Annotated in this window: 18 protein-coding genes; 15 read left to right on the top strand and 3 right to left on the bottom strand. The window is 43.8% G+C overall.

From position 1 onward, the window contains the following. The first annotated feature begins 95 nt into the window (after window positions 1–95). The 9 genes from LRL21_RS33660 (at window position 96) to LRL21_RS33620 (ending at window position 9,994) form a co-directional block, all read left to right on the top strand. Window positions 96–686, top strand: a complete 591-nt coding sequence (locus LRL21_RS33660; protein WP_240420178.1) for a TVP38/TMEM64 family protein — start codon at window positions 96–98, stop codon at window positions 684–686. Window positions 687–738: 52 nt separating this feature from the next. Then, entirely contained in the window at window positions 739–1,605 is an 867-nt protein-coding gene (locus LRL21_RS33655) for an aldo/keto reductase (protein WP_240420177.1), read from the top strand. A gap of 112 nt (window positions 1,606–1,717) precedes the next feature. Then, window positions 1,718–2,242, top strand: a complete 525-nt coding sequence (locus LRL21_RS33650) for a DinB family protein (protein WP_240420176.1) — start codon at window positions 1,718–1,720, stop codon at window positions 2,240–2,242. 242 nt (window positions 2,243–2,484) lie between these two features. Further along, the gene (locus LRL21_RS33645) at window positions 2,485–3,822 is read left to right on the top strand and encodes an ABC transporter substrate-binding protein (RefSeq protein ID WP_240420175.1); all 1,338 of its coding nucleotides are present in this window, start codon (window positions 2,485–2,487) and stop codon (window positions 3,820–3,822) included. Window positions 3,823–3,891: 69 nt separating this feature from the next. Continuing rightward, a complete protein-coding gene (locus tag LRL21_RS33640; protein ID WP_076237915.1) occupies window positions 3,892–4,761 on the top strand; it encodes a carbohydrate ABC transporter permease in 870 nt (289 codons plus the stop codon). Window positions 4,762–4,819: 58 nt separating this feature from the next. Beyond that, window positions 4,820–5,668 carry a carbohydrate ABC transporter permease gene (locus LRL21_RS33635; RefSeq protein WP_420832522.1) on the top strand — a complete coding sequence of 283 codons (849 nt, stop codon included), beginning with the start codon at window positions 4,820–4,822 and terminating at the stop codon, window positions 5,666–5,668. A 130-nt stretch (window positions 5,669–5,798) separates the two neighbouring features. Beyond that, entirely contained in the window at window positions 5,799–7,586 is a 1,788-nt protein-coding gene (locus tag LRL21_RS33630) for a cache domain-containing sensor histidine kinase (protein ID WP_240420174.1), read from the top strand. A 254-nt stretch (window positions 7,587–7,840) separates the two neighbouring features. Then, on the top strand, window positions 7,841–9,118 hold the full coding sequence (locus LRL21_RS33625; RefSeq protein WP_240420173.1) for a BNR-4 repeat-containing protein: 1,278 nt from the start codon (window positions 7,841–7,843) through the stop codon (window positions 9,116–9,118). Between the two features lie 93 nt (window positions 9,119–9,211). Next, entirely contained in the window at window positions 9,212–9,994 is a 783-nt protein-coding gene (locus tag LRL21_RS33620) for a response regulator (RefSeq protein WP_240420172.1), read from the top strand. Window positions 9,995–10,145: 151 nt separating this feature from the next. Here LRL21_RS33620 and LRL21_RS33615 read toward each other — a convergent pair whose 3' ends face one another. From LRL21_RS33615 to LRL21_RS33605, 3 genes are all read right to left on the bottom strand, one after another. Then, window positions 10,146–11,804 (bottom strand): S-layer homology domain-containing protein, encoded by a 1,659-nt coding sequence (locus LRL21_RS33615; RefSeq protein ID WP_240420171.1) that lies wholly within the window; start codon window positions 11,802–11,804, stop codon window positions 10,146–10,148. 1,541 nt (window positions 11,805–13,345) lie between these two features. Next, on the bottom strand, window positions 13,346–13,738 hold the full coding sequence (locus LRL21_RS33610) for a hypothetical protein (protein ID WP_240420170.1): 393 nt from the start codon (window positions 13,736–13,738) through the stop codon (window positions 13,346–13,348). 543 nt (window positions 13,739–14,281) lie between these two features. Continuing rightward, entirely contained in the window at window positions 14,282–14,479 is a 198-nt protein-coding gene (locus LRL21_RS33605) for a hypothetical protein (protein ID WP_240420169.1), read from the bottom strand. A 169-nt stretch (window positions 14,480–14,648) separates the two neighbouring features. Here LRL21_RS33605 and bluB point away from each other — a divergent pair, with 169 nt between their 5' ends. The 6 genes from bluB (at window position 14,649) to LRL21_RS33575 (ending at window position 21,321) form a co-directional block, all read left to right on the top strand. Continuing rightward, window positions 14,649–15,296 carry a 5,6-dimethylbenzimidazole synthase gene (bluB, locus tag LRL21_RS33600; protein ID WP_240420168.1) on the top strand — a complete coding sequence of 216 codons (648 nt, stop codon included), beginning with the start codon at window positions 14,649–14,651 and terminating at the stop codon, window positions 15,294–15,296. Window positions 15,297–15,441: 145 nt separating this feature from the next. Next, entirely contained in the window at window positions 15,442–16,836 is a 1,395-nt protein-coding gene (locus LRL21_RS33595) for a phospholipase D-like domain-containing protein (RefSeq protein WP_240420167.1), read from the top strand. A gap of 209 nt (window positions 16,837–17,045) precedes the next feature. Next, a complete protein-coding gene (locus tag LRL21_RS33590; RefSeq protein ID WP_240420166.1) occupies window positions 17,046–18,167 on the top strand; it encodes an amidohydrolase family protein in 1,122 nt (373 codons plus the stop codon). Window positions 18,168–18,289: 122 nt separating this feature from the next. Then, complete coding sequence (locus tag LRL21_RS33585) at window positions 18,290–18,508, top strand: helix-turn-helix domain-containing protein (protein WP_338044715.1); 219 nt, start codon at window positions 18,290–18,292, stop codon at window positions 18,506–18,508. A 168-nt stretch (window positions 18,509–18,676) separates the two neighbouring features. After that, entirely contained in the window at window positions 18,677–20,158 is a 1,482-nt protein-coding gene (locus LRL21_RS33580; RefSeq protein WP_240420165.1) for a protein adenylyltransferase SelO, read from the top strand. A 287-nt stretch (window positions 20,159–20,445) separates the two neighbouring features. Continuing rightward, window positions 20,446–21,321 carry a DUF6612 family protein gene (locus LRL21_RS33575; protein ID WP_240420164.1) on the top strand — a complete coding sequence of 292 codons (876 nt, stop codon included), beginning with the start codon at window positions 20,446–20,448 and terminating at the stop codon, window positions 21,319–21,321. The last annotated feature ends 80 nt before the right edge of the window (window positions 21,322–21,401 follow it).

The following is a 21,401-nucleotide window of genomic DNA, read 5'->3' as shown; positions in this document are numbered from 1 at the left end:
ATACTTGATAGAGAGCTATGTGCAAAATGTCAAGTTAGTGAATGATAACCGATACGGATGAAGCAGATGCCTGATTGAAGAGGGGATAAGGTCACATGAACTGGATAGACCAGCTAGCAGGGTTAACTTGGGAAGACGTTGAGCACTACCTGAATCGTTACGAAGCGTTGGGTCCCTTACCTGGGATACTTGCACCCTTCATAGAGTCTCTGATCCCTGTGCTGCCGTTAATTGCGATTATAATCGCCAATGTCAATGCCTATGGTTTATGGGAAGGTGCTTTATGGTCATGGATTGGTGTTGTTAGCGGTGCGGTTTGTGTATTTTTGTTTTTTCGCAGGTTCGGGGTTCGATTCCGCAATTTTATTGAACGCAAATATCCTAAAGCCGGAACTTTTATCGGATGGCTGGAGCAGCATGGGTTTACACCGATTTTTGTGCTGGCCTGCTTCCCATTCACACCATCGGCTTTCGTCAATATTGTAGCGGGCATATCGAAGCTGCCGAGGCGAGTATTTCTGATAGCAACAGCGATGGGGAAAGCTGTGATGATCATCATCGTATCTGTGGCTGGACATGATTTAGGGAATTTGTTCAAGCAGCCTTGGAAAATGGTTGCGATCCTGCTTGTTTTTGCATTGATTTGGTATGCAGGTCGCAGGCTGGAGTCGCGTTACACCAAATAAATATAAGGTTTAACGAATTGCATGACCAATCTTTTTATACGGAGGTCTGACGATGACAACTAACCATAATATAACTGGTATACCACTTCGCGATGGTGCCAACGTGCCGAGGCTTGGGCAAGGGACATGGTATATCGGGGATCGCCCCTCTCACAAAAGCGAGGAAATCAGAGCTTTGCAGCTTGGCGTTGAGCTTGGTATGAATCTGATCGATACCGCTGAGATGTATGGTGATGGCAAGTCAGAACTGCTTGTCGGAGAAGCTATCCAGGGAATCAGGGACCGGGTATTTGTCGTATCCAAGGTGTATCCGCATCATGCCGGACTAAATCACATCGTCCAAAGCTGTGACAACAGCTTGCGGCGCTTGCAAACGGATCGTCTGGATTTGTATCTGCTTCATTGGAGAGGCAGTGTTCCTTTTAGTGAAACGATAGAAGGTATGGAAAAATTGGTTGAAGCCGGCAAAATATTACGCTGGGGTGTGTCCAATCTGGATACGTCCGATATGAAGGAGCTTACGCGTCTAAGCAAGGGTACGCATTGTGTAACCAATCAGGTGCTGTATCATCTGGGCTCAAGGGGAATTGAATACGATTTGCTTCCGTGGCAGCAAGAGCATGGAATGCCTGTCATGGCTTATTGTCCGCTCGCACAGGCGGGTTCCTTAAGAAAAGGTTTGATTGGCCATCCAACCGTTAAGGAAATTGCCGAGCAGCATCAGGTAAATCCTTTTCAGCTGCTTCTGGCTTGGTGTATTCGAAGCGGCCAAGTGATAGCGATACCGAAGGCATCCTCTGAAGCGCATGTCATCCAGAATGCTGAGGCAGCGCGTATCCAACTAACGGAAGAGGATTTAAGCAGGCTGGATGCAGCTTTTCCAAAACCGACGCGGAAAACTCCTCTCGATATCGTATAGGGGCTTACGTGTTTAGTTGAAAAGCTGAGGATATTATAGAAAATTTACTTTTAAACAAATTAGGCTGACGAAATGGTATACTGGGTAAAACCTTTGAGGAGAAGATTCATTCATGTCTATACGGCCTGCTTACGATGAGTATAACGAATATTATCAGATTTATGTGAAGTTGGTTCCAGATGGTAATATCCAAGAGATTCTTACTCAATCCCTCAAGCGTACTACGGATGTTTTTTCAACGATTACAGAAGATCAGGCCAATTACCAATATGCCCCTGGAAAGTGGAAACTAAAAGAAGTATTGGGCCATATTACAGATAACGAACGAATCATGAGCTATCGGCTGCTTCGCATTGCAAGAGGGGACAAAACGCCGTTGTCTGGTTATGATCAGGATGATTTGATGAGCGGTGCTTCCTTTGATATCTGCCCTATGTCAGATATTTTGGAGGAGTACACGATTGTACGTAAGGCTACGCTTACTTTGCTTCGTGGTCTATCTGAGGAGGCATGGGCCAGAAGAGGCATTGTTAATGGAAATGAATCCTCCACTAAAGCATGGGCTTACATTATTGCTGGTCATGAGCTTCATCATATGAACACAGTCAAGGAAAGATATTTAAACCAATCGTTGTGAATCTAATTAAATCTATGTGAATAGTTTCATGCACAGCTCCTGGCCCCGATGTGGGACCCAGGAGTTTTTTGTCGATCCTCTGCTTCACTTCTTATTGGATAAATAACGAAATCGTTCTATTGACACAAATAGTTCCAAGAGATTGTTCTACAATTCCAGAGAAACTGTTCATTATCAGGCTGCTGCTGTGAATGCTATAGTTGATTTGTGGAAATAACCATAATAGGTCCGGAGGGGTTTCAATGAAAAAGAATCGCACAATCAGCATGATCGCTGCCATAGCGGCATGTATGGTCGCAGCAACAGGCTGTTCGACGGGGATGGATAATTCATCTGGGGGAGCATCCAATACAGCAGCACCAGCTGCAGATACTGCGAATGCCAAGAAAGAAAAAATCACCTTAACGATGTGGGGCGGCGTACCCGCAGAGTCAGGCCCACAAGCCGTAGTAGACGCATGGAATGCCAAAAATTCCGATGTTCAGGTCAAATATGAGAGGTATGTTAACGATGATGCAGGTAATATGAAGCTGGATACAGCTTTGGCGACCGAGCAGGATGTAGATTTGTTTGTTAACTACACACAGACACAGCTGCAGCGCAGAATTGATGCCGGATTTACACAAGATCTTGGGACTTACACGGATTACAATATTGAAGAAAAGATTCAAGGCTCCGGTGAGTGGAAAATAAATGGTAAATATTATGCTATGCCGACCAGCAAAAGTCATTATTTTGTATGGTTCAACAAGGACTTGCTCGATCAAGCTGGACTCAAGGTGCCGACCGAATGGACCTGGGCCGAGATGAGCGCCTACGCGGACAAGCTGAAAAGCGATAAGCGATATGGTCTTGTACAGCACACGGAACCACTGCCTGACCCACTGGACTCTGTGTCCGTCAAGTATGGGTATACAAAGCCAGATGGTTCCTCGAATATGGACCATGCCCTGTATGGAAAATGGCTGGAAACGATGAAAGCGATGATGGCCGATGGCCGCGCGACACCTCCATATGCTGAGCAAATAACTTCAAAAATGCCAGTGGATACCGTCTTTCTGAAGGGTGAAGCTGCAATGCTGAATGCGGGTACCTGGATATTCCGCAGCTCCAATAATATGAAGGATAATCCGAGAACATTCAAAATCGCTTTTGCGCCAGTACCACGTTTAGTGGACAATGCAGCAGACTTCATCTCGCGTGGAGGTATCGGAGATTCAATATCGATCAATGCCAAATCCAAAAACAAGGAAGCGGCATGGACCTTCCTTAAATGGTATGCAGACGGAGGTATGCTTCCGATGGTACCTGGAGGACGTTTCCCGGCTTCCAAATCAGTAAATCAGGATGAGGTAATGAAGCTGCTGCTTGGAGATAATGCGGCAACGTATGATCAGGAGTCGTTAAAGAGGGTTTTATTCAATGACGTACCGAAATATGCACGCTCGCTTCCGAAGCAGGTCTTGGATTTACGTCAAGAGGAATATGAGAAATTTTTCACAGGAAAGCAGGATGTGAAGGCTACACTGGATTCCATAGCCAGAAGGCATAATGATTATATCAAACAAACAAAAAAATAAACGAATGAAGCGAGGGGGAGCAGCGACTCTTCCCTCGACATTCACTCATGACGGATTGGAGTGGAATCAATGGGAAGTAAGCAGCGATGGGTCGGATATGCATTTATTTTGCCTAACCTGATTGGGGTGCTTCTATTCTTTATCATACCGGCTATATTCTCTGCGGTTCTGATGTTTACGGATTGGCAGTTTACAAGCAAGACGTATCATTTTATAGGATTGGATAATATCAAGCGTTTATTTCATGATGAACTGTTTTATCTTTCGCTGAAAAACACGATTTTTTTCCTTATTAGTGTGCCGATCTCCGTCATATTAGCTTTTGTGGTAGCCGTTGTTCTTAATCGTTCCGTTTATATGAAATCACTGCTTCGCGCGCTCTATTTCATGCCATATATTACGAGCGGGGTGGCGGTGGCGTTCGTATGGATGCTGTTATTTCAGCCGAAGCAGGGTCCCATTAATATGATGCTGATGAAATTGGGCTTCGATCACCCGCCGGGCTGGTTAACTTCACCGGATACCGTTATGATCGCGATCGACATCATTTGGATTTGGTTTATGCTTGGCTATAACATGATCATTTATTTGGCAGCACTTCAGGAAATTTCACCGGAGCTGCTGGAAGCAGCCAAAATCGACGGCGCTTCGGTTAGACAAAGCGTATTCAGCATTATGCTGCCGCTCGTAAGTCCTACCACCTTCATGCTTGTGGTTACGGGATTAATTATGACGATCAAAACCTTTGGCATTATAGAAGCATTGACTCAGGGCGGACCGGGTAATGGCTCGCTGATCTTATCCTTATACGTCTATAAAACCGCGTTCCGCTATTATGAAATGGGTTATGCCTCCACAGTGTCCTGGGCATTATTTGCAGTGATTCTGGTCATTACGGGCGTTCAATGGTTTGGCCAAAAGAAATGGGTACATTATTAAGGAGGCTCGTCTGATCATGAATTCCAAGGCTGATTACACTATTCCACGACGCAGCCCGATGCTCGCCACAAATCGAAGATCCACCCTCATGGGTTTGCAAAAAGGATTGCTCACACTCGTGATGGCTGCTTTTGCTATCATTATGGTGCTGCCCTTTATATGGATGATTTCGACATCCTTCAAAACACCTGCAGCTGTGTTCGAATATCCGATTCAGTGGATTCCTACACACCTGGTATGGGAGCATCATATCAAGGTATGGACGGGAACGAACAGCTTTGTACCGTACTATCTCAATTCCTTAAAGGTTGCATTGATCAGCATGACGGGGGCGACGCTGCTCTCGGCACTGGCAGCCTATGGCTTCACGAAAGTGGAATTTAAAGGAAGAGATGCGTTGTTCATGCTGTATCTGGCGATGATGATGATTCCACCTCAGGTGCTGTTTGTTCCCAAATTTATTATGTTTAAATGGATGGGTATCTTCAATACACATTGGGCGCTCATTTTACCGGGTATGATTACGATATTTGGCGTTTTTATGATGAGGCAGTTTTTTATCTCGATCCCCAAGGATATTTCCGAATCGGCGTTTATTGATGGGGCCGGACATTTCAAGATTTTTACACGTATTATGCTTCCCTTGTCGAAGCCTGCGCTCGCTACTCTGGCGGTAATCGATTTCTCCTGGCACTGGAACGATTTTGAAAATGCGCTCGTTTTTATTATTAAACGCGAATTGTACACGGTGCCGCTTGGTTTGCAAAATTTCATTCTCGAATTTAACGTCGATTATAACGGGATGATGGCTGCGGCTGCAGCTGGCATACTGCCGATGCTGGTTGTGTTTTTAATCGGTCAACGATTTATTATTGAAGGTTTATCCAGTACCGCTGTAAAAGGATAACGAGATCAGATGCAGGAACAGGCCTTCTTGAAGGGGGCTTGTTTTTCTCGATTCCTAGAGTGATCGGACATGCTATAATAGCTTGTGATACAAATATAAGTCGGTTGATTTTCTGGAAGGGGTTGATTCCGTGTCGAGCAAGCTGTTTGCCTTATTTCCCACAACGCTCAAGAATCGCCTGTTTCTGGCATTCGTTATGTTGATACTGCTTCCTTATGCTTTTTTGAATGTTTACAATTTCAATAGTGTTGAAGGGGTCCTGAGAAAGCAGACCGCCGATCAAAGCCTGGATCAGATGACTACGCTGCAGAAGTCATTGGAGGATTTGCTGAACGTTGTCTACAAAACCGTAACGCTAATGGAGCAGGATGTGTTGGTGACCTCGATCCTTCGTGAACCTAATGAGCATGACAGTCTGCGAAGGGTATATATGATTGATACCAAATTCAAGTCGATCATCAACAGTCTGTTTATTAGCCTGTCGCCGGTATATTATACATTGTTGGATGGTTCCGGCAACGTCTACGCCTCCTATACACCGAATGAGAGCTTATCCTACAGCCGATTGACGCAGGAGCCCTGGTATACCTCAATCCTGCAGGAGCCTTATCGCTATGTCTGGAACTGGGACAAGAATTACGTAAGCCGTGATTTGTCACGAAGTCCGCAGCTGCTTACTTATTCAACACCCCTGCGGGACAGGGACGGGACCCGATATGCGGTTATGCGGGCAAGTGTTGACGTATATGAGTGGTTTCGTGCAGTTACCCAATTTAACGAAGAGACGTATTTGCTGCTGGAACCGGATGGTACGATACTTGCTGATAGCAAGAGCGGGAGAATCGAGAAGACGGAGAGGCTTGCTGGGGGCCATAAGCTGGATCATAAAGGCTATTATGTGGAGGGTGAGTACTTACACATTTATACGGAGCTGCCCCGAATCAATAAATACATGATGAAGCGTGTGCAGATGAATCAGATTTATGCTGAGGTGGATCGGCTGAAGAAGTCGTTTTTTACCGCATCGTTCACATTTACGCTGGCCTTTATTACGATCACATTGCTGATTGCGTCTACGATTACCAAACCACTGCACAATTTACAGCGCAAGATGGCCAATGCAGTAGACAATAGATTTCGTGTCCAGCTGCCCGAATCCAAATACCAGGGGGAAATCCTGCAGCTAACCCGTACCTTCAATCAGATGATGGCGGATATGGAGCAATTGATCCAGCGACTTAAGGAAGAGGAACGGAACAAAGAAGCGGTCAGGTTCCAAATGCTGCTTTCGCAAACGAATCCTCATTTTTTATTAAATACTCTCAACACGGTTAAATGGTTGGCATTGGTTGAGAATCAGCCGGATATCGCCGAGATATGTGTATCCTTGGGGAAATTACTTGAGGCAGGCTTAAATTCAGAGCGTGAATTAATTTATTTGAAGGATGAGCTTGGTCTGGTGGAGTCGTATATTTATATCCAAAATTTTCGTTACAAACAGTTGTTTGATGTGCAATACGAGGTGGAGCCAGGTCTGGAATATGCGCTGCTGCCGAAGCTAAGTCTACAGCCACTTGTTGAAAATAGTATTCAGCATGGCTTTATGGAAAGGGAGCAGAAGGGACTTATTACAATAAGAGCGTACGGAAAAGAAGGAAAGCTGTACCTAGAGGTTGAGGATAATGGATCAGGATCAGTAGAGAGGCCTACAGGCAAAACGATCAAATCGGATCGCCAACGAGGAGGTATCGGAATCAGCAATCTGAAAGAAAGACTTGGGCTGTTATTTAAAAGCAATGCAGGTCTGGAAATGGTCGTATTGGAGCAGGGAACTCGGGTGCGATTTTATTTTCCACTGCTGATATCCGAGCCGTATATTGACGAGCACAACATGTCTGCCCAAGCTGATGAAGGATAAATGGAGCATTGTGGAAAATGTTCTATTTGATCCTACAATACTAACGGAATCACGGGATATTGTTCTATAACCAGACGAATTTGGCACTTAACCCGTTCATTTCTCCTGTGATACGATGTGTTTGCAATCAGCTATGTGGAATCTATCTTGCTGAGGACTAGCTTGCAAACGCTTTTATCGTAAATCCAGGAGGTGAGTACACCCGTATTTGGTAGAAGTATAGGCTTCTTACTAAACAAATGGAGGTATGAACAATGAAATGGTTAACATTAGGTAAAAAGCTCGTGATCACCTCAGCTCTAATGACCCTGCTGTTGCCGGCAAGTACAGGCAGCGCCGCGGCGGTATTAACGGAAGTCCCGTACGCGATGGATTCCAGCAACCAGGCCGGCTGGTGGACACCACTAGATACTTATGTCACGGGAAACGAATACGCGTATATGGCCTATAATGCACCAGGCAGCACAGCGGGCACACATAAAATAAACATTGCCAGAAGAGACAATTCAGGAAGCTGGACGAATATTCCGGTGATGAACGGAGGGGTGGCTGCTGAGTACAGCGATGATATTGGGCATAATCAACCTTCTATGGCCAGAGACGGAAGCGGCAGGTTCCATGTATTTGGCTCTATGCATACGGACACCTGGCGATATTTTCGTTCGGATACAGTAGGAGGCAGTCCTCAATATCATTCACCGGATATGCCGGACTCGACGCTCAAGGTCACCTACCCCGTATTGACGACAGCACCGAATGGTGATTTGTATTTGATGGTTCGGGGAAGTGATGATGCCAATACGCGTCGTAATGGAGTCTTGTATCGCTGGAACAACAGTGCCAGTACATGGGGGAAAGTAGCTGTTATCGCATCAGCGGCGAACAAATCCGTATATCCGGATGATTTGGTCTTTGACTCCAACGGTGATCTGCATATTTTGTTCGAATGGTCGAACTTTCCTTCCAGTGGACTGCGTCATGAGCTATCCTATTTAAAATACAGTCCTTCAACTGGAATCTTCTCCAAGGCAAATGGAGCGGCAGTAACTCTTCCTGTAACGAATGCAACGGTTGATATTATTCAACCTCTTACTGGCAGCGAAATATACGTTGCAGACTCAGGGCTTCCAGACGGACCCGGCGTGCAGAGTGCCAAGCTGGCGGTGGATTCATCGAACAGTCCCAAGGTTGCTTACCGATATCGGGAAAGCGGCAGCTCGATTTTCTCCGTGAAGTATGGTTACGTGAGCAGTGGTGCATGGAATGTCCAGACGGTATATAATACAAGTCAAACGAAAGCTGCTATTGATATAACCTGGACAGGAACGGATAAAAGAGTATATTATGTAACCGATACAGGTACCGATAGAGCTTTCATGGCAGTCAATACGAGTGGATCGACCTGGACTTCAACCTCGATTGCTCCCGGGAAGCCCATAGAACGGCTGGCTGTAGAGCGGAATGCAAACGGGATCGACATATTGTACCTAGTAGATATCAAGAATTTAAAATTGTACTACGGCAGAAATTAATAGCCTGGGAAACGTGCGGATTGTTGACCGTGCTGCGGAACTTACGGATCAGGCGTATGTAGTTATTGTGCACACAATCAGGAGGTGAGGAACATGTGGACCGTATTGCTGGTGGAGGATGAGGTGTTCGTTCGGGAATCGGTCAGGCGGATTGTGGATTGGCAAAGTCTTGGCTTTCATGTGATCGGAGAAGCCGGGAACGGTGAAGAAGCACTAGGCTTTATTGAGCAGCATCTGCCTGATTTAATCATCTGTGATATTCTTATGCCCAAAATGAATGGTGTGGAGCTTCTGCAGCGGGTAAGAGAACTGGAGATCGGCAGTCGGTTTATTATGCTGTCCTGCCTCAGTGATTTTGATTATGTGCGGAAAGCGTTAGAGTATGGCGCTTCCAATTATATACTTAAGCTGTCCATGAATGTTCAGTCGTTGATGGATGCGCTCGTCAAGGTAGAGGTAGAGTTAAGCAAGCAGCAGGCTTCCGGACTGTCGATACCACCTTCACGGATGGATACACCTCAGCAGGCCGACACCGGGCACCGTGAGGTGGATAAGCTGATCTCTTACATGAAAGAAAATTTTCGCAGCATGATTTCATTAAGAATGCTGGCCGAGCACGTTTCTATGGATGAGAAATATATTAGCACCTTGTTTAAGAAAAAAACAGGAACCAACGTGATTCAATTTCTTCATCAGCTTCGAATTGATGAGGCCAGACGTCTGCTGGAGCAGTCCAATATGACGATTTCGGAAATCGGCACGCAGGTTGGATATGAGAACGATAATTATTTTATTAAAATTTTCAAGCGGTTTACGGCCATGACGCCGAACAGCTATCGAAGCCGTACTCGTCTTAGAGGAGAATTACAACAGTGAAGGATTAAAGAAATGAATTATTGCACAAAACAAAGAAGCACTCAGCGAGGCTGGAGCTTCTTTGTTTTGTATACGTGCAGTTCAGAGAATAGAATTTTAAACAATAATAAACGCTTCTATTCTGGTAGGCTAGCTTGATCGAGTCCCTTAGTTACTGGTTACTGCGAATAATCACATCCGTATAGGCTCTATTCCCATTAGGCAGGATAGCTACCAAAGTAAAACGGGTTACATTACCGGTAACAAGAACATTCCCAGCCGTATCCACTGTGACTGTACCGACATTTCCATTGCTAGGATTCCCGACAATACCCTCCAAATTGAATAATGTATTAAGTGCAAAGTTATAGCTTTGAGCTTCATTCTTCTCGTATTCAATACCATAATTGTCGATAATTTTCAAATCCATTGTATCATATGCGTTAAACTGACCGTAATAGACTCCTCCAGTTACTGTAGCCGTATGTGTATAGGTGGATTTTCTGGCTTCAATTTTTTGTCCTGCTACAGCATCGGTTTTGACCTGAACGGTAATAGATGTTTGTTTGCTCTCTCCATTCTGGGTTGTGTAAATGATATTTACTGTAGCTGTACCTGCTTTGTTACCAAGGATATATCCATTATGATCTGAAGATACGGCTGCCTTGACTATAGATGGCTGGGATGAAGTAATGGTTTGAATAATACCGGGTATGACTATTTGTTCACCTGATGAGTTAGTTGCATTCAATGTGATTTTCTTTGCAAATTTACTTGTTAGTGGGTTCTCAGCATCGGTTCTAGATGCATAACCTGACAAGCCTGTTGCGGCTTCCGTTATTCCGCTATCAATGACGTTACTTAAATCATATGAGCCTGAAAGCTCATAATTCAAATTACCTGATGCTGTTGAAGATCCGATAGCAAGTGTGCTGGAAGTGCCACGCATAGTTGAAAGGCCGTCACCACTTAACTTTATAATATAAGACCCCGGACTCAAAACAGTGTTAGCCGTCAAATTTAATGTAGCCGTCTTTTTATCGACAGACCAGGATACGGTCTTGGACAACTCCACACCTTCCTTGTTAATCGACCAAACTGCAAGATAGGGGTCAACTGGCTGATCTAGAGTAACGACTATCGATTGGTCACCTGATGCCTTGACGGAGAGGATGGCTGGACCTTGTGACTCATTTTGACCCTGACCCTGAGTAGGAGTCTTAGCCGCGTTGAATGCCTGTGAAGACCGATAGGCACCGACAACCAGATCAGAACGTGTCGCTACTGCGCTGCCAAGCTTATCGCCAGGATGAATGTTTAATGAGGTGGCTTGGTTGACGGCATCTGTGTACCATGGAGATGATGACGTATTGACGGTTTTGCCAAGACCTTTAACAAGGACAGTATCTAATTGTCCAATGGTTACATTCTCGCCTGGGGCAAAGGTGGTGTCTGTCATTCCATCAATGAGCCCTGCTTTTTTAGCGGCTTCGATGTAAGGAATAGCCCAGCCATTAGCAGCGTCACTGACACGAACATCTGCGAAGCTGGAGGTTTGGTTGGTTAAATCTATTGGAAGTTCGAAGATTAGTGAAGCGACTTTGGCGAATTGGGCTCTGGTCATATTTTGAGTGATACCAAAGCTGTCGCTGGATACACCCTCGAATACTTGCTTGGCCAGAAGCGAGTCAATCTTGGATTTTAGTGCACTATCCACATTCGTCAGGTCCTTGTAATCCGCTGTAGTTTTTAAAGTGTCAGCCATTGCTGAGGAAGCCATAATCGATAAGGCTAGAGTAGCAGCGGCGATCATAGAAATCTTTTTTTTCATTAGGGATACCTCCAAATTTGTTGTCCATTCAAGCATAACTAATTAGTTAGTTAGTATAATTATAAGTTAGTCTTAGTAAAAAATATATAATAGTCATTATACCCTTTAATATCAGAGTTTTCATTGTTTTCGAGTTTGGTAATTTTTTTAATATCACACAAAAGCTGTATGAGGAATTCAGTGCTTTCCATGAATGGGAACGTACATTCTTTATTTGTGTTTGAAAATATCCTTTGTTTTTTCAAAGAATTAGTTAGTTTGAGCCATTTGTAATGCGATTCTAATCACCAAGCCTGTTAAATGAATTGTAAAAAATAGCGTGAATATTTTTCAGATCTGGACCAGATAGATCAGCATGGATGGGCGTAGGTATAAAGGTTGTAAATAATTTGGGTATATACTCCTAACAAAAATACTATCTCGCAGATTAGGGCCGCATTTTATGGGCTTAATATTCCAGTACCAATTATAACTACCAAGTATGAAACAATCACAACTAAAACGAGCAAAATAAGCAGGCTGCACCCAAGCCTTTTATAGAAATACATGTTTATCTTTTCGTTTCGGCGATCTTTAACTCTATCCCTTAATGCAAAAAATAGGATGAAGAGCAGAATGAATACTATTATCGAAACCAGAATGATTAGGGACATGCGTAATTTACCTCAATGGGATTCATTTTTTTCTCCTTCTTGCCATTCTAACCGTGTCCATTATTAAATAACCAAACCAACCTGCCACTACAATAATTCCTAATACTGAAAAGAAGACTATAGCAATAATTTTAATCCAAAAATAATCAGGGAAAAACATAAAATCACTACCTTTCTAAACATAACTTACCAAGTACTGTTATTTTTTGATAGTACTATATTTGCATAGTACCGCTTGTAATATTTGGAGGAAAATTTAAAATAAACTCACATTTTTATGTGCGAGGCCAGTGAAGTAACAAATTAGTGATTGCGTTGTAACAACAAATATCGCTGCTACTTGAAGTATTTTTCTTGAAGACTACTTTAAAACCAAGATCGTTATCTAGTAAGCAGTCTAAGGCGGTGATAAGTAATGCATTTTGTTGCAAATCAAATCCTGAAGGGTAGAGCATTTCCGTTAAGGTGTGGAGAAATAATTCCGCGTGCGGATCCGGGTTAAAAGGGTTTCTTGTTCAGTATCAGTCGAACTGAAGGCGAAAGCGGGGTCAAAATATTAAGAAGGAAGAAATGACAAAATGAATAAAAATTAAGTTGGAGATAGGGAACTCGCTATAAGAAATCAGAATCGCTGTTATGCTGAAGCAGACTACAAGGACTAGAACAATTTGGATGATTTAGGACAAAGAGTGGTCTTTTGTCCTACGAGCGCTGGGGGAAGCTGCTTTAAGGGAGCTGCAAGACAATTAACTGGAAAATGTAAATAGCTTCTGAATTTTAGGCATATCCGGGGGCCTGCTTATTCGTTAACACAGGGAGGAAGGGACAGCGATGGAAAACGGCAAAGTAAAAAGAGGATTGCAGTTACGCAACCCTCTTAGAATTATATTATGGACTAATTCTCATCCATTTAGCTTGTGTATTGCTCCACTCATCATTGGAATCAGAAACATTAACAGTGACTAGAAGTGTCCGATTTGTTGGTAAAGTGGGAACATTAACGGATTTATGTGTGGCCGATTGATATTGACCGACAATTCCTGAGTCATAAATCACATTATAACTTGGGTCGTAAATAATGATCCAATACTCTTTAAAATACAGCGAATCAGCATCATATTGATCCCAAACTATAGGCGGTTGAACAGAATAAACAGATGGGTTTAATTCGCTAGTAGATGACGGAGTTGTAATAAACACATCTGGAGGAGCTGCAAATGCACTTGTGGCTGAAGTTAGCATCACGAACATAAGTAGAATGATAGAGAATAACTTTTTCATATAGTACCTCCAAATAAATTATTTATTGAAAGCTGGCCAGCTCTTCAATCGGCACAAAAAAGTAAAGTTAATATTACAACTTAAAATTATCATATATGGAATATTATGTATATAGCATAAAGTGCCTATATATTCGGGAAATTGTCGTTTGATGTAAAAGAATGGTAGAGGAACTCTAGCAAGGTAGGCCTACTTCCTTTTGTTTGTGTAAATCAATAAGAAAATAACAGAAAAATCACATTTATGTTGGTTAATTCTGAATAAGGAACGAATGAACCGACATTATAATGTGATTAATGCAACCGGATTACATAAGGAATTGTGAATGAAAATAATCTAAATATACAGGGAATGGTTTCAAATTTACGGAACATCGGTATGTTATTATTACGAACCGCATCTACTAAAAGATTGCTGGTTTTCACAGTAATGTATGTAGGGATCAGCAATCGCAGTTTCTTGACGCGATAAATGAAGCAGTAGCCTCCAGAGAAGTTGCAAGGCATGCTTCACCATCAATAAGATGCCATGAATTGTTGAAGATTAATCATTCGAAGCCATTTCATTTCTCTCAAGTGCAATCAAATGCAATACGGATGAAGCGTTATAGATGGCCTCGAATATTCTTTTTTCGGACAGTAGGTATTGTTCCTGTTCATATAAATATAAGGCTTCCGTTAGGTCTTTAAGGGCCAATTCCAAGCAATTTGCAGTGATTTTTGTATAATCAAAATGTTCCATATCCGACTCAGCTCCTTTTTAATATATGTTATGCAGCTGTACAAAGGTTGTACTAGACGAACCACTATTTTTAGAATAAGGAATAAGGGGATGCAGGGTTTCTTTACTTTTGATATTAATGCTGTTATTTTACTTCCATGTAGCTTAAGAAAAGAACGGAGGTAGTTGGATGTTTACTGATCAAGAAAAGGAAGCGTTGTACAAGTGCATTTATATGAGAAGGGATGTCCGAACCTTTTTACCGGATCCTGTTCCGGAAGAAACGATAATGAAATTGCTCAATGCAGCACATCATGGACCTTCTGTTGGGTTTATGCAGCCCTGGAATTTCATTCTAGTTACTAAGGAGCAGGTTAAAGAGCGTTTGGCTTGGGCAGCGGATAAAGAGAGAAGGGCGTTAGCAATCCATTATGAAGAGACACGGCAAGACGAGTTTCTAAGTCTAAAGATCGAGGGGATCAAGCAGGCCCCTTATACGATTTGCGTGACTTGTGACCCAACTCGAGGCGGCTCTCATGTTCTGGGAAGAAATTCGATACCTGAGACAGATATGATGTCCGTTGCTTGCGCGATTCAAAACATGTGGTTAGCAGCTTATGCAGAAGGTTTGGCAATGGGCTGGGTAAGTTTCTATAAAAAGAATGATGTTCGAGATATATTGGGAATACCTCCTCATATTGAACCCGTAGCCTTGTTGTCGGTTGGGCACACAGCCCATTATCCGGAGAAACCAATTCTGGAGACTGCCAATTGGGAAAAACGCAGGGGTCTGAAGGATCTGATATTTAGTGAAACTTGGGGAAATCCAAAAAGCTGACCGAAGTTGATAGTGCATGATACGGAAAATTAGCTGTATGAAGTTAGAAATATAAAGATTTGAAGAAGCTGGAGATGTACTGTTTGTATAAAGGTATAATTAGGATATCCCATTGATAAGCCTAAAAGGAGGAATCTCGTGATATATGATTCAATCCAAAGTCTCAATTACAGCTGATTCTGAGCCGCAAATACCCTATATCGCTTCTGCCACCTATCCGACGAGGCACGGTAATGTGGTTCGTCCTCTCATAGATAGCGCCCCTACCTTCCGTCGGATCTGCGAGGCAATTGAATTCGCTCAGCACAGTGTCTGGCTATCGATCACCTTCGCAGCACCGGATTATCAGATGCCTGATGGACGCGGCACTCTGTTCGATGTGCTGGACCACGCGGTTGCACGTGGGTTGGATGTACGGATCATTTTCTGGCGTCCTAATCCGGAGAGCAGCGGGTATGGTCAAGCCTTTGCGGGATCGCCTGCTGACCGTGAAATGCTTGCCGCGCGTCATTCACGCTTCCGCGCCCGCTGGGACCGTGCTCACGCCGCCTATTGCCAGCACCAAAAAATTTGGCTGATAGATGCAGGCGAACCGTCCGAAACGGCATTTGTTGGTGGAATTAATCCTACCTTCAAAGCCTTCGAGCCCGGCCACGTGGGAGAAGGCCAACGTCACGATGTCTATGTCGAAGTGATGGGACCGTCTGCAACCGACGTGCACCATAATTTCGTGCAGAGATGGAATGAGGCCAGCGAAAGAATGCTGGAAGACGGTGTGTGGGGTCACAACGGCGATGATGAATTGCCTTTTCCGATACACGTTACAGATCCACGAGGTGACAGCCTTGTTCAGATCCAACGTAATGTCTATACGGGCCGTTACAACGATAATCACCCGACTCCCGGAGGGCTACCTTACGATATCGTCGCAGGGGAGCGAACTATCTCCGATCAGTATATTCAGGCGATCAACGCGGCGCGCAATTCTATCTATATCGAGAATCAGGCACTCCCGATTCCAGAGATAGCGGCCTGTCTTGAAAAGGCTCTAAAGCGTGGTGTAGATGTTGTTATCCTCGTTCCAGCTGAACCTGAGGAACATGTGCGCACAGCCCGCCGGAATCCCGATCGCAAAGATTTCCTTGCTCACATAGAAGCGCTTGATGAATACAATAATTTCACGCTTGTTGGAATCGCTGGACCTAATGGTCAGGGTGGGCGCAGCAATATCTATGTACATGCCAAAATCATGCTGGTCGATGACACATGGGCGACAATCGGGTCCTGCAATCTTCACTCGAATTCGATCTTCGGTCATACGGAGATGAACGCTGTCATATGGGATCCGAAAGTGGTGCGTGCGTTACGCCATCAACTTCTGTCTGAACACCTTGGCCAGGACACCTCCTTGTTGGACGACAGAGATGCGCTTCAGCTCTATCGAAAAGCTGCTCAAGAAAACCGACTCAGAGGAGAGTGCGGTGACTTCAACTGGGAGGGTCTTGCATTTCGTCTGAATCCGACGACTTACGGCGAATAACAGTACATATTGCTTGGACTAATCATTTTAATAAACTGAATATCTCAAACGAAAAAAGCTATCTTTTATGTACAAAAAGAATAGCTTTTTTTGTGCTGTAGTGAATACATAGTTTGTGACCAACAATACTTCTTTACAAAAGTATTTATTAATTTTAAAGTAAAGGTAATAAATGTAATTTTCATATTACCAAAGAATGGAGGAATAGAGTGCGGTCGAAAAAAAAGATCTCTTATTTGTTACTCATCCTATTTTTTGCATGTATCGGTGCTGCGCTTTTAGGTAAGGTGCTTTTTTTGAGTGATACTACAGCAACGCAGGAAATAATTCCTATAACAGAACCCAAGCCTGTCACAACCGAAAATACGGCTCCACTAGCAGCTAATAAAAGCTTACTAGAGTTGGTTAAAGCATATGGGGGCATCCCTTTGATCGATGCTCATAATCATGATGCCAGCGGTTATAAATATATCGGGATGAAAAATATTTGGGAGAAGAACGCTGTGGATCGAATCGTTTTATTCGGTGACGTCTCCGAGCCCTCGGCAGTAAAAACCGACGAAATTGCATGGGAGGCCTATCGTGATCGCCCGGATGTCATTATACCCTTTTTCTCCGGAATCAACTTGCTTGAATCTTCTGGGGTGGATGCCACTCGCACAATGCTGGAAAAAGGTTATTTCGGAATTGGTGAAATAGCAGCCGCGTCCACCAATTCACCGGTTTTGTCCAGGGTTGCCTGGAAAACAAAACACCCAATGGATGGCTTCTTGCCACAAATTTATGAACTGTGCGCCGAGTACAAAGCTCCCGTCTTGCTTCATATCGATCCTCCTAACGGATTTGTAATAGAGCAATTCAAAGATGCATTAACGTCCTATCCGAACACGACTTTTATTTTCGCGCATGCAAATGCCTTTAATTCACCGGGCAATATCCGTGAGCTTTTGAAGACATATCCTAATGTGTACGCTGATTTTTTTGCAGGTTTTACAGCATTTAACCCGGAAAGCTCCAATAAGCTCAAAGATTTTATACCCGTTATGAAAGAGTTCCCTGACCGGTTTGTGCTGAGTACAGACTCGGGTTTCGGTTTGAAAAGTGAGGAACAAGCGATCGAAGGTATGTACCGTCTCATTGACGAGCTTGACGATAAAAAGATTGCCACAATGATTGCCTATGATAATTTGTATGCCCTAATTCACGATCAACCAGCCACAAAGACACAAATTGAAGCTATCCATAAGCTGGATAATGGAAAATTTCAATCACTCAATTTGGACAAGTTAACAAAGCTGGAGGCAGGGGAAATTCTATTTGGTAAAAAATAAGAACGAAAGTCAAACAGTAGAAGTGGATATGGACGAGCGAGTGTTAAGATGAATGGTTCGAATTGAAATAAGCTGTATGGGCAAACATATCTGATATACACATTGTACCTTTCAGGAGGTGTATGATGAAGTTTGAGTTGGGTCGTTGTTTGCTTCAGGAGCGCTTGAACGAATCAGATATGACATTAGAGGAACTCTCACGTCAGCTTCGTTACAAACCGGAACGCATTTTAGATTATATGGATAACAAAAGAGTGATGCCTTTAAAAACAGCAATTTCAATAGCCAACTCAGTCGGGTGCAATGTACAGGATTTATATGACCTAAAGCCTATAGACTGATGAAACTTATTATAAAATATCGGAGGCAAGTGGCTCTCACCGTACAGGTGGGCCTTTTTCTATTTTGCGTGTATTTCATAAAATGCTACAATATGGGGAGATTAAATGAGTTAGATTTAACGGAAAAACTGAAATTCTAAAAAAAATATGGAATTATAAGGAGATACAATGACAGAACATAAAGCAATACCAGAAAAAGAAACAGGATGGAAATTCGACAACAGCTACGCCAGTCTGCCGAATTCATTGCATGCCAGAATCAACCCGACACCTGTACGCTCACCAAAGCTGATCATTCTAAATGAACGACTGGCCACATCAATGGGGTTGAACGCCGAAGCTCTGAAAAGTCATGAAGGTGTAGAGATGCTTGCTGGCAACCAGATTCCAGATGGAGCTTTGCCGCTTGCTCAAGCGTATGCCGGGCATCAATTCGGGTATTTTAACATGTTAGGTGACGGCCGAGCTGTGCTGCTTGGCGAACAGATTACACCATCAGGTGAGCGGCTGGATATTCAGCTCAAGGGATCAGGCCGAACACCATACTCACGCGGAGGCGATGGTAGAGCGGCGCTTGGACCGATGCTGCGTGAATATATCATCAGTGAAGCTATGCATGCGCTAGGTATTGCTACCACACGCAGTCTTGCAGTTGTGACAACAGGTGAAATCATAAACCGCGAAATCGGGCTGCCTGGCGCAATTCTGACCCGAGTGGCTGCCAGTCATCTGCGTGTCGGCACTTTTCAATATGTTGCAAGATGGGGGACTGTCGAGGAGCTGCGGGCTTTGGCTGATTACGCATTACAAAGACATTTTCCAGAAATTGGAACTGCTGATAATCTCTATTTGAGCCTGCTTCAAGCAGTGATCAAGCGTCAGGCTGTGCTGATTGCCAACTGGCAGCTTATGGGCTTTATTCATGGGGTGATGAACACCGACAATATGGCGATTAGCGGAGAAACCATTGATTATGGTCCTTGCGCCTTTATGGATACCTATGATCCAGCGACTGTATTCAGTTCGATTGACAGTAACGGCCGTTATGCCTATGGTAATCAGCCTCATATTGCTGCGTGGAATCTTGCGAGATTGGCTGAAGCTCTATTGCCGCTGCTGCACGTTAACGAGGAGCAGGCTGTCAAATTGGCTGAAGGTGCGATTTCGGATTTTGGCGAGCTGTATCATCGGAATTGGCTGAAGGGAATGAGGGCCAAGCTCGGAATGTTTAACGAAGAGTCAGAGGATGAATCACTGATTGAAGACCTGCTGGTTATGATGCAGAAATATCGTGCCGATTACACGAATACGTTCCGTGCTTTAACCATGGATCAACTGGATGACTCGGTCTTGTTTGGCACAGAAGAATTTGCTCAGTGGCACGAGCTGTGGCTGGCGAGACTCAGCAGGCAGCAGGAACCACAAGCTTCCTCGCATCAGCTAATGAGAAACAGCAATCCCGCGATAATTCCGCGCAACCATCGGGTCGAAGAAGCACTGGAAGCTGCCGAGCAACAAGAAGACTACAGTGTGATGGAACGACTGTTGGATGTGCTTTCAAGCCCATTCGCGTACTCCCCAGAACAGACGGATTACACCACACTGCCTGCGCCATCAACCCGACCTTACCGAACCTATTGTGGTACCTGATCACAGAAGCAATATATGAGACATGTTGAGAGACGAGGGCATGCACTTTAATGCAATACGTACACTAATACGATTCACAGATAAAAGCTTGTAAATACAGATCGATAGCGATAATTCCGAGTCCATTTAACGAAACAGCTATTGCCAAAATCTAAGACCCTGCTTCAGGGTCTATTTGCATTGTTCATGAAGTTTTCATGCTGGGAGGATTTACCGTTTAGTTTTATTTGATAGGGGTAAATACATAAGGTACATATTATATAGAGGAATTTTGGGAGGGAACTATTTTGAGAAAATGGACATCGATGTTATTAACCGTTCCGTTGCTGCTGAGCATCACTGCATGCGGGCAGAAGGGTGAAAGTACGCCTACAGGGGCCAGTCAGCCGGCGGCTGGCATGAATCAACCAACAGCAACAAGTAAAGTTGAAACAACTAAAGGGGTGCCAACAGCCGAAGAACTGATTACAAAAACATCGGAGGCCAGTCAAAAGCTGAAAAGCTATACCATGGATACGAAGATGGATCAGAATATTTCCGTCACCGTGGACGGCAAGAAGCAAGATCAGAAAGTAAATATGAATATGAAAACAGATGTGATTCAAGAACCGATTGCCATGTACCAGGAAATCAAAATGACGATGCCAGGCAATGATCAAACTCAAGATATTAAGCAATACATCACAAAAGACGGAATATACATGCAGTCGCAGGGGACCTGGACTAAATTGCCTGACAATACCAAGGATCAATTAATGGCAACGATTAAAAATCAGGCAAGCCCGGATAAGCAGCTGGAGCAATTCAACTCTATAACCAAGGATACCAAGGTTACAGAGGATGGAGGCAATTATGTGATGAGCGCGACGATATCCGGCGATAGCGTCAAAGAGCTGGCTAAGAAGCTGATGAACAGCTCAGGCAGTAATAATCCGCAAATGAATGCGATGATGGATCAGATGAACATTAAGAGTATGAAAATGACATACGCTATTAAAAAGGATGAGTACATCCCCGTAAGCATGAATGTCGAAATGACCATGGATATGGACCAACAAGGACAAAAAATTTCCATGGATATGAAAATGGACAATACCTTTTCCAATCATAACAAAGTAGCTGAGATTAAAGTACCTGCAGAAGCTCTGAAAAGTGCCAGCTAAGCATTTACATTAGCTATGTGACATTACGGATCACCAAAAGCCACAATGCGATAACTCACGCTTTGTGGCTTTTTCATGCA

It is taken from the genome of Paenibacillus periandrae (assembly GCF_022458865.1).
In the GTDB taxonomy this organism is placed as follows: domain Bacteria; phylum Bacillota; class Bacilli; order Paenibacillales; family NBRC-103111; genus Paenibacillus_S; species Paenibacillus_S periandrae.
Note: the sequence above shows the minus strand (reverse complement) of the source record. Positions and strands in the feature narration are given on the sequence as shown.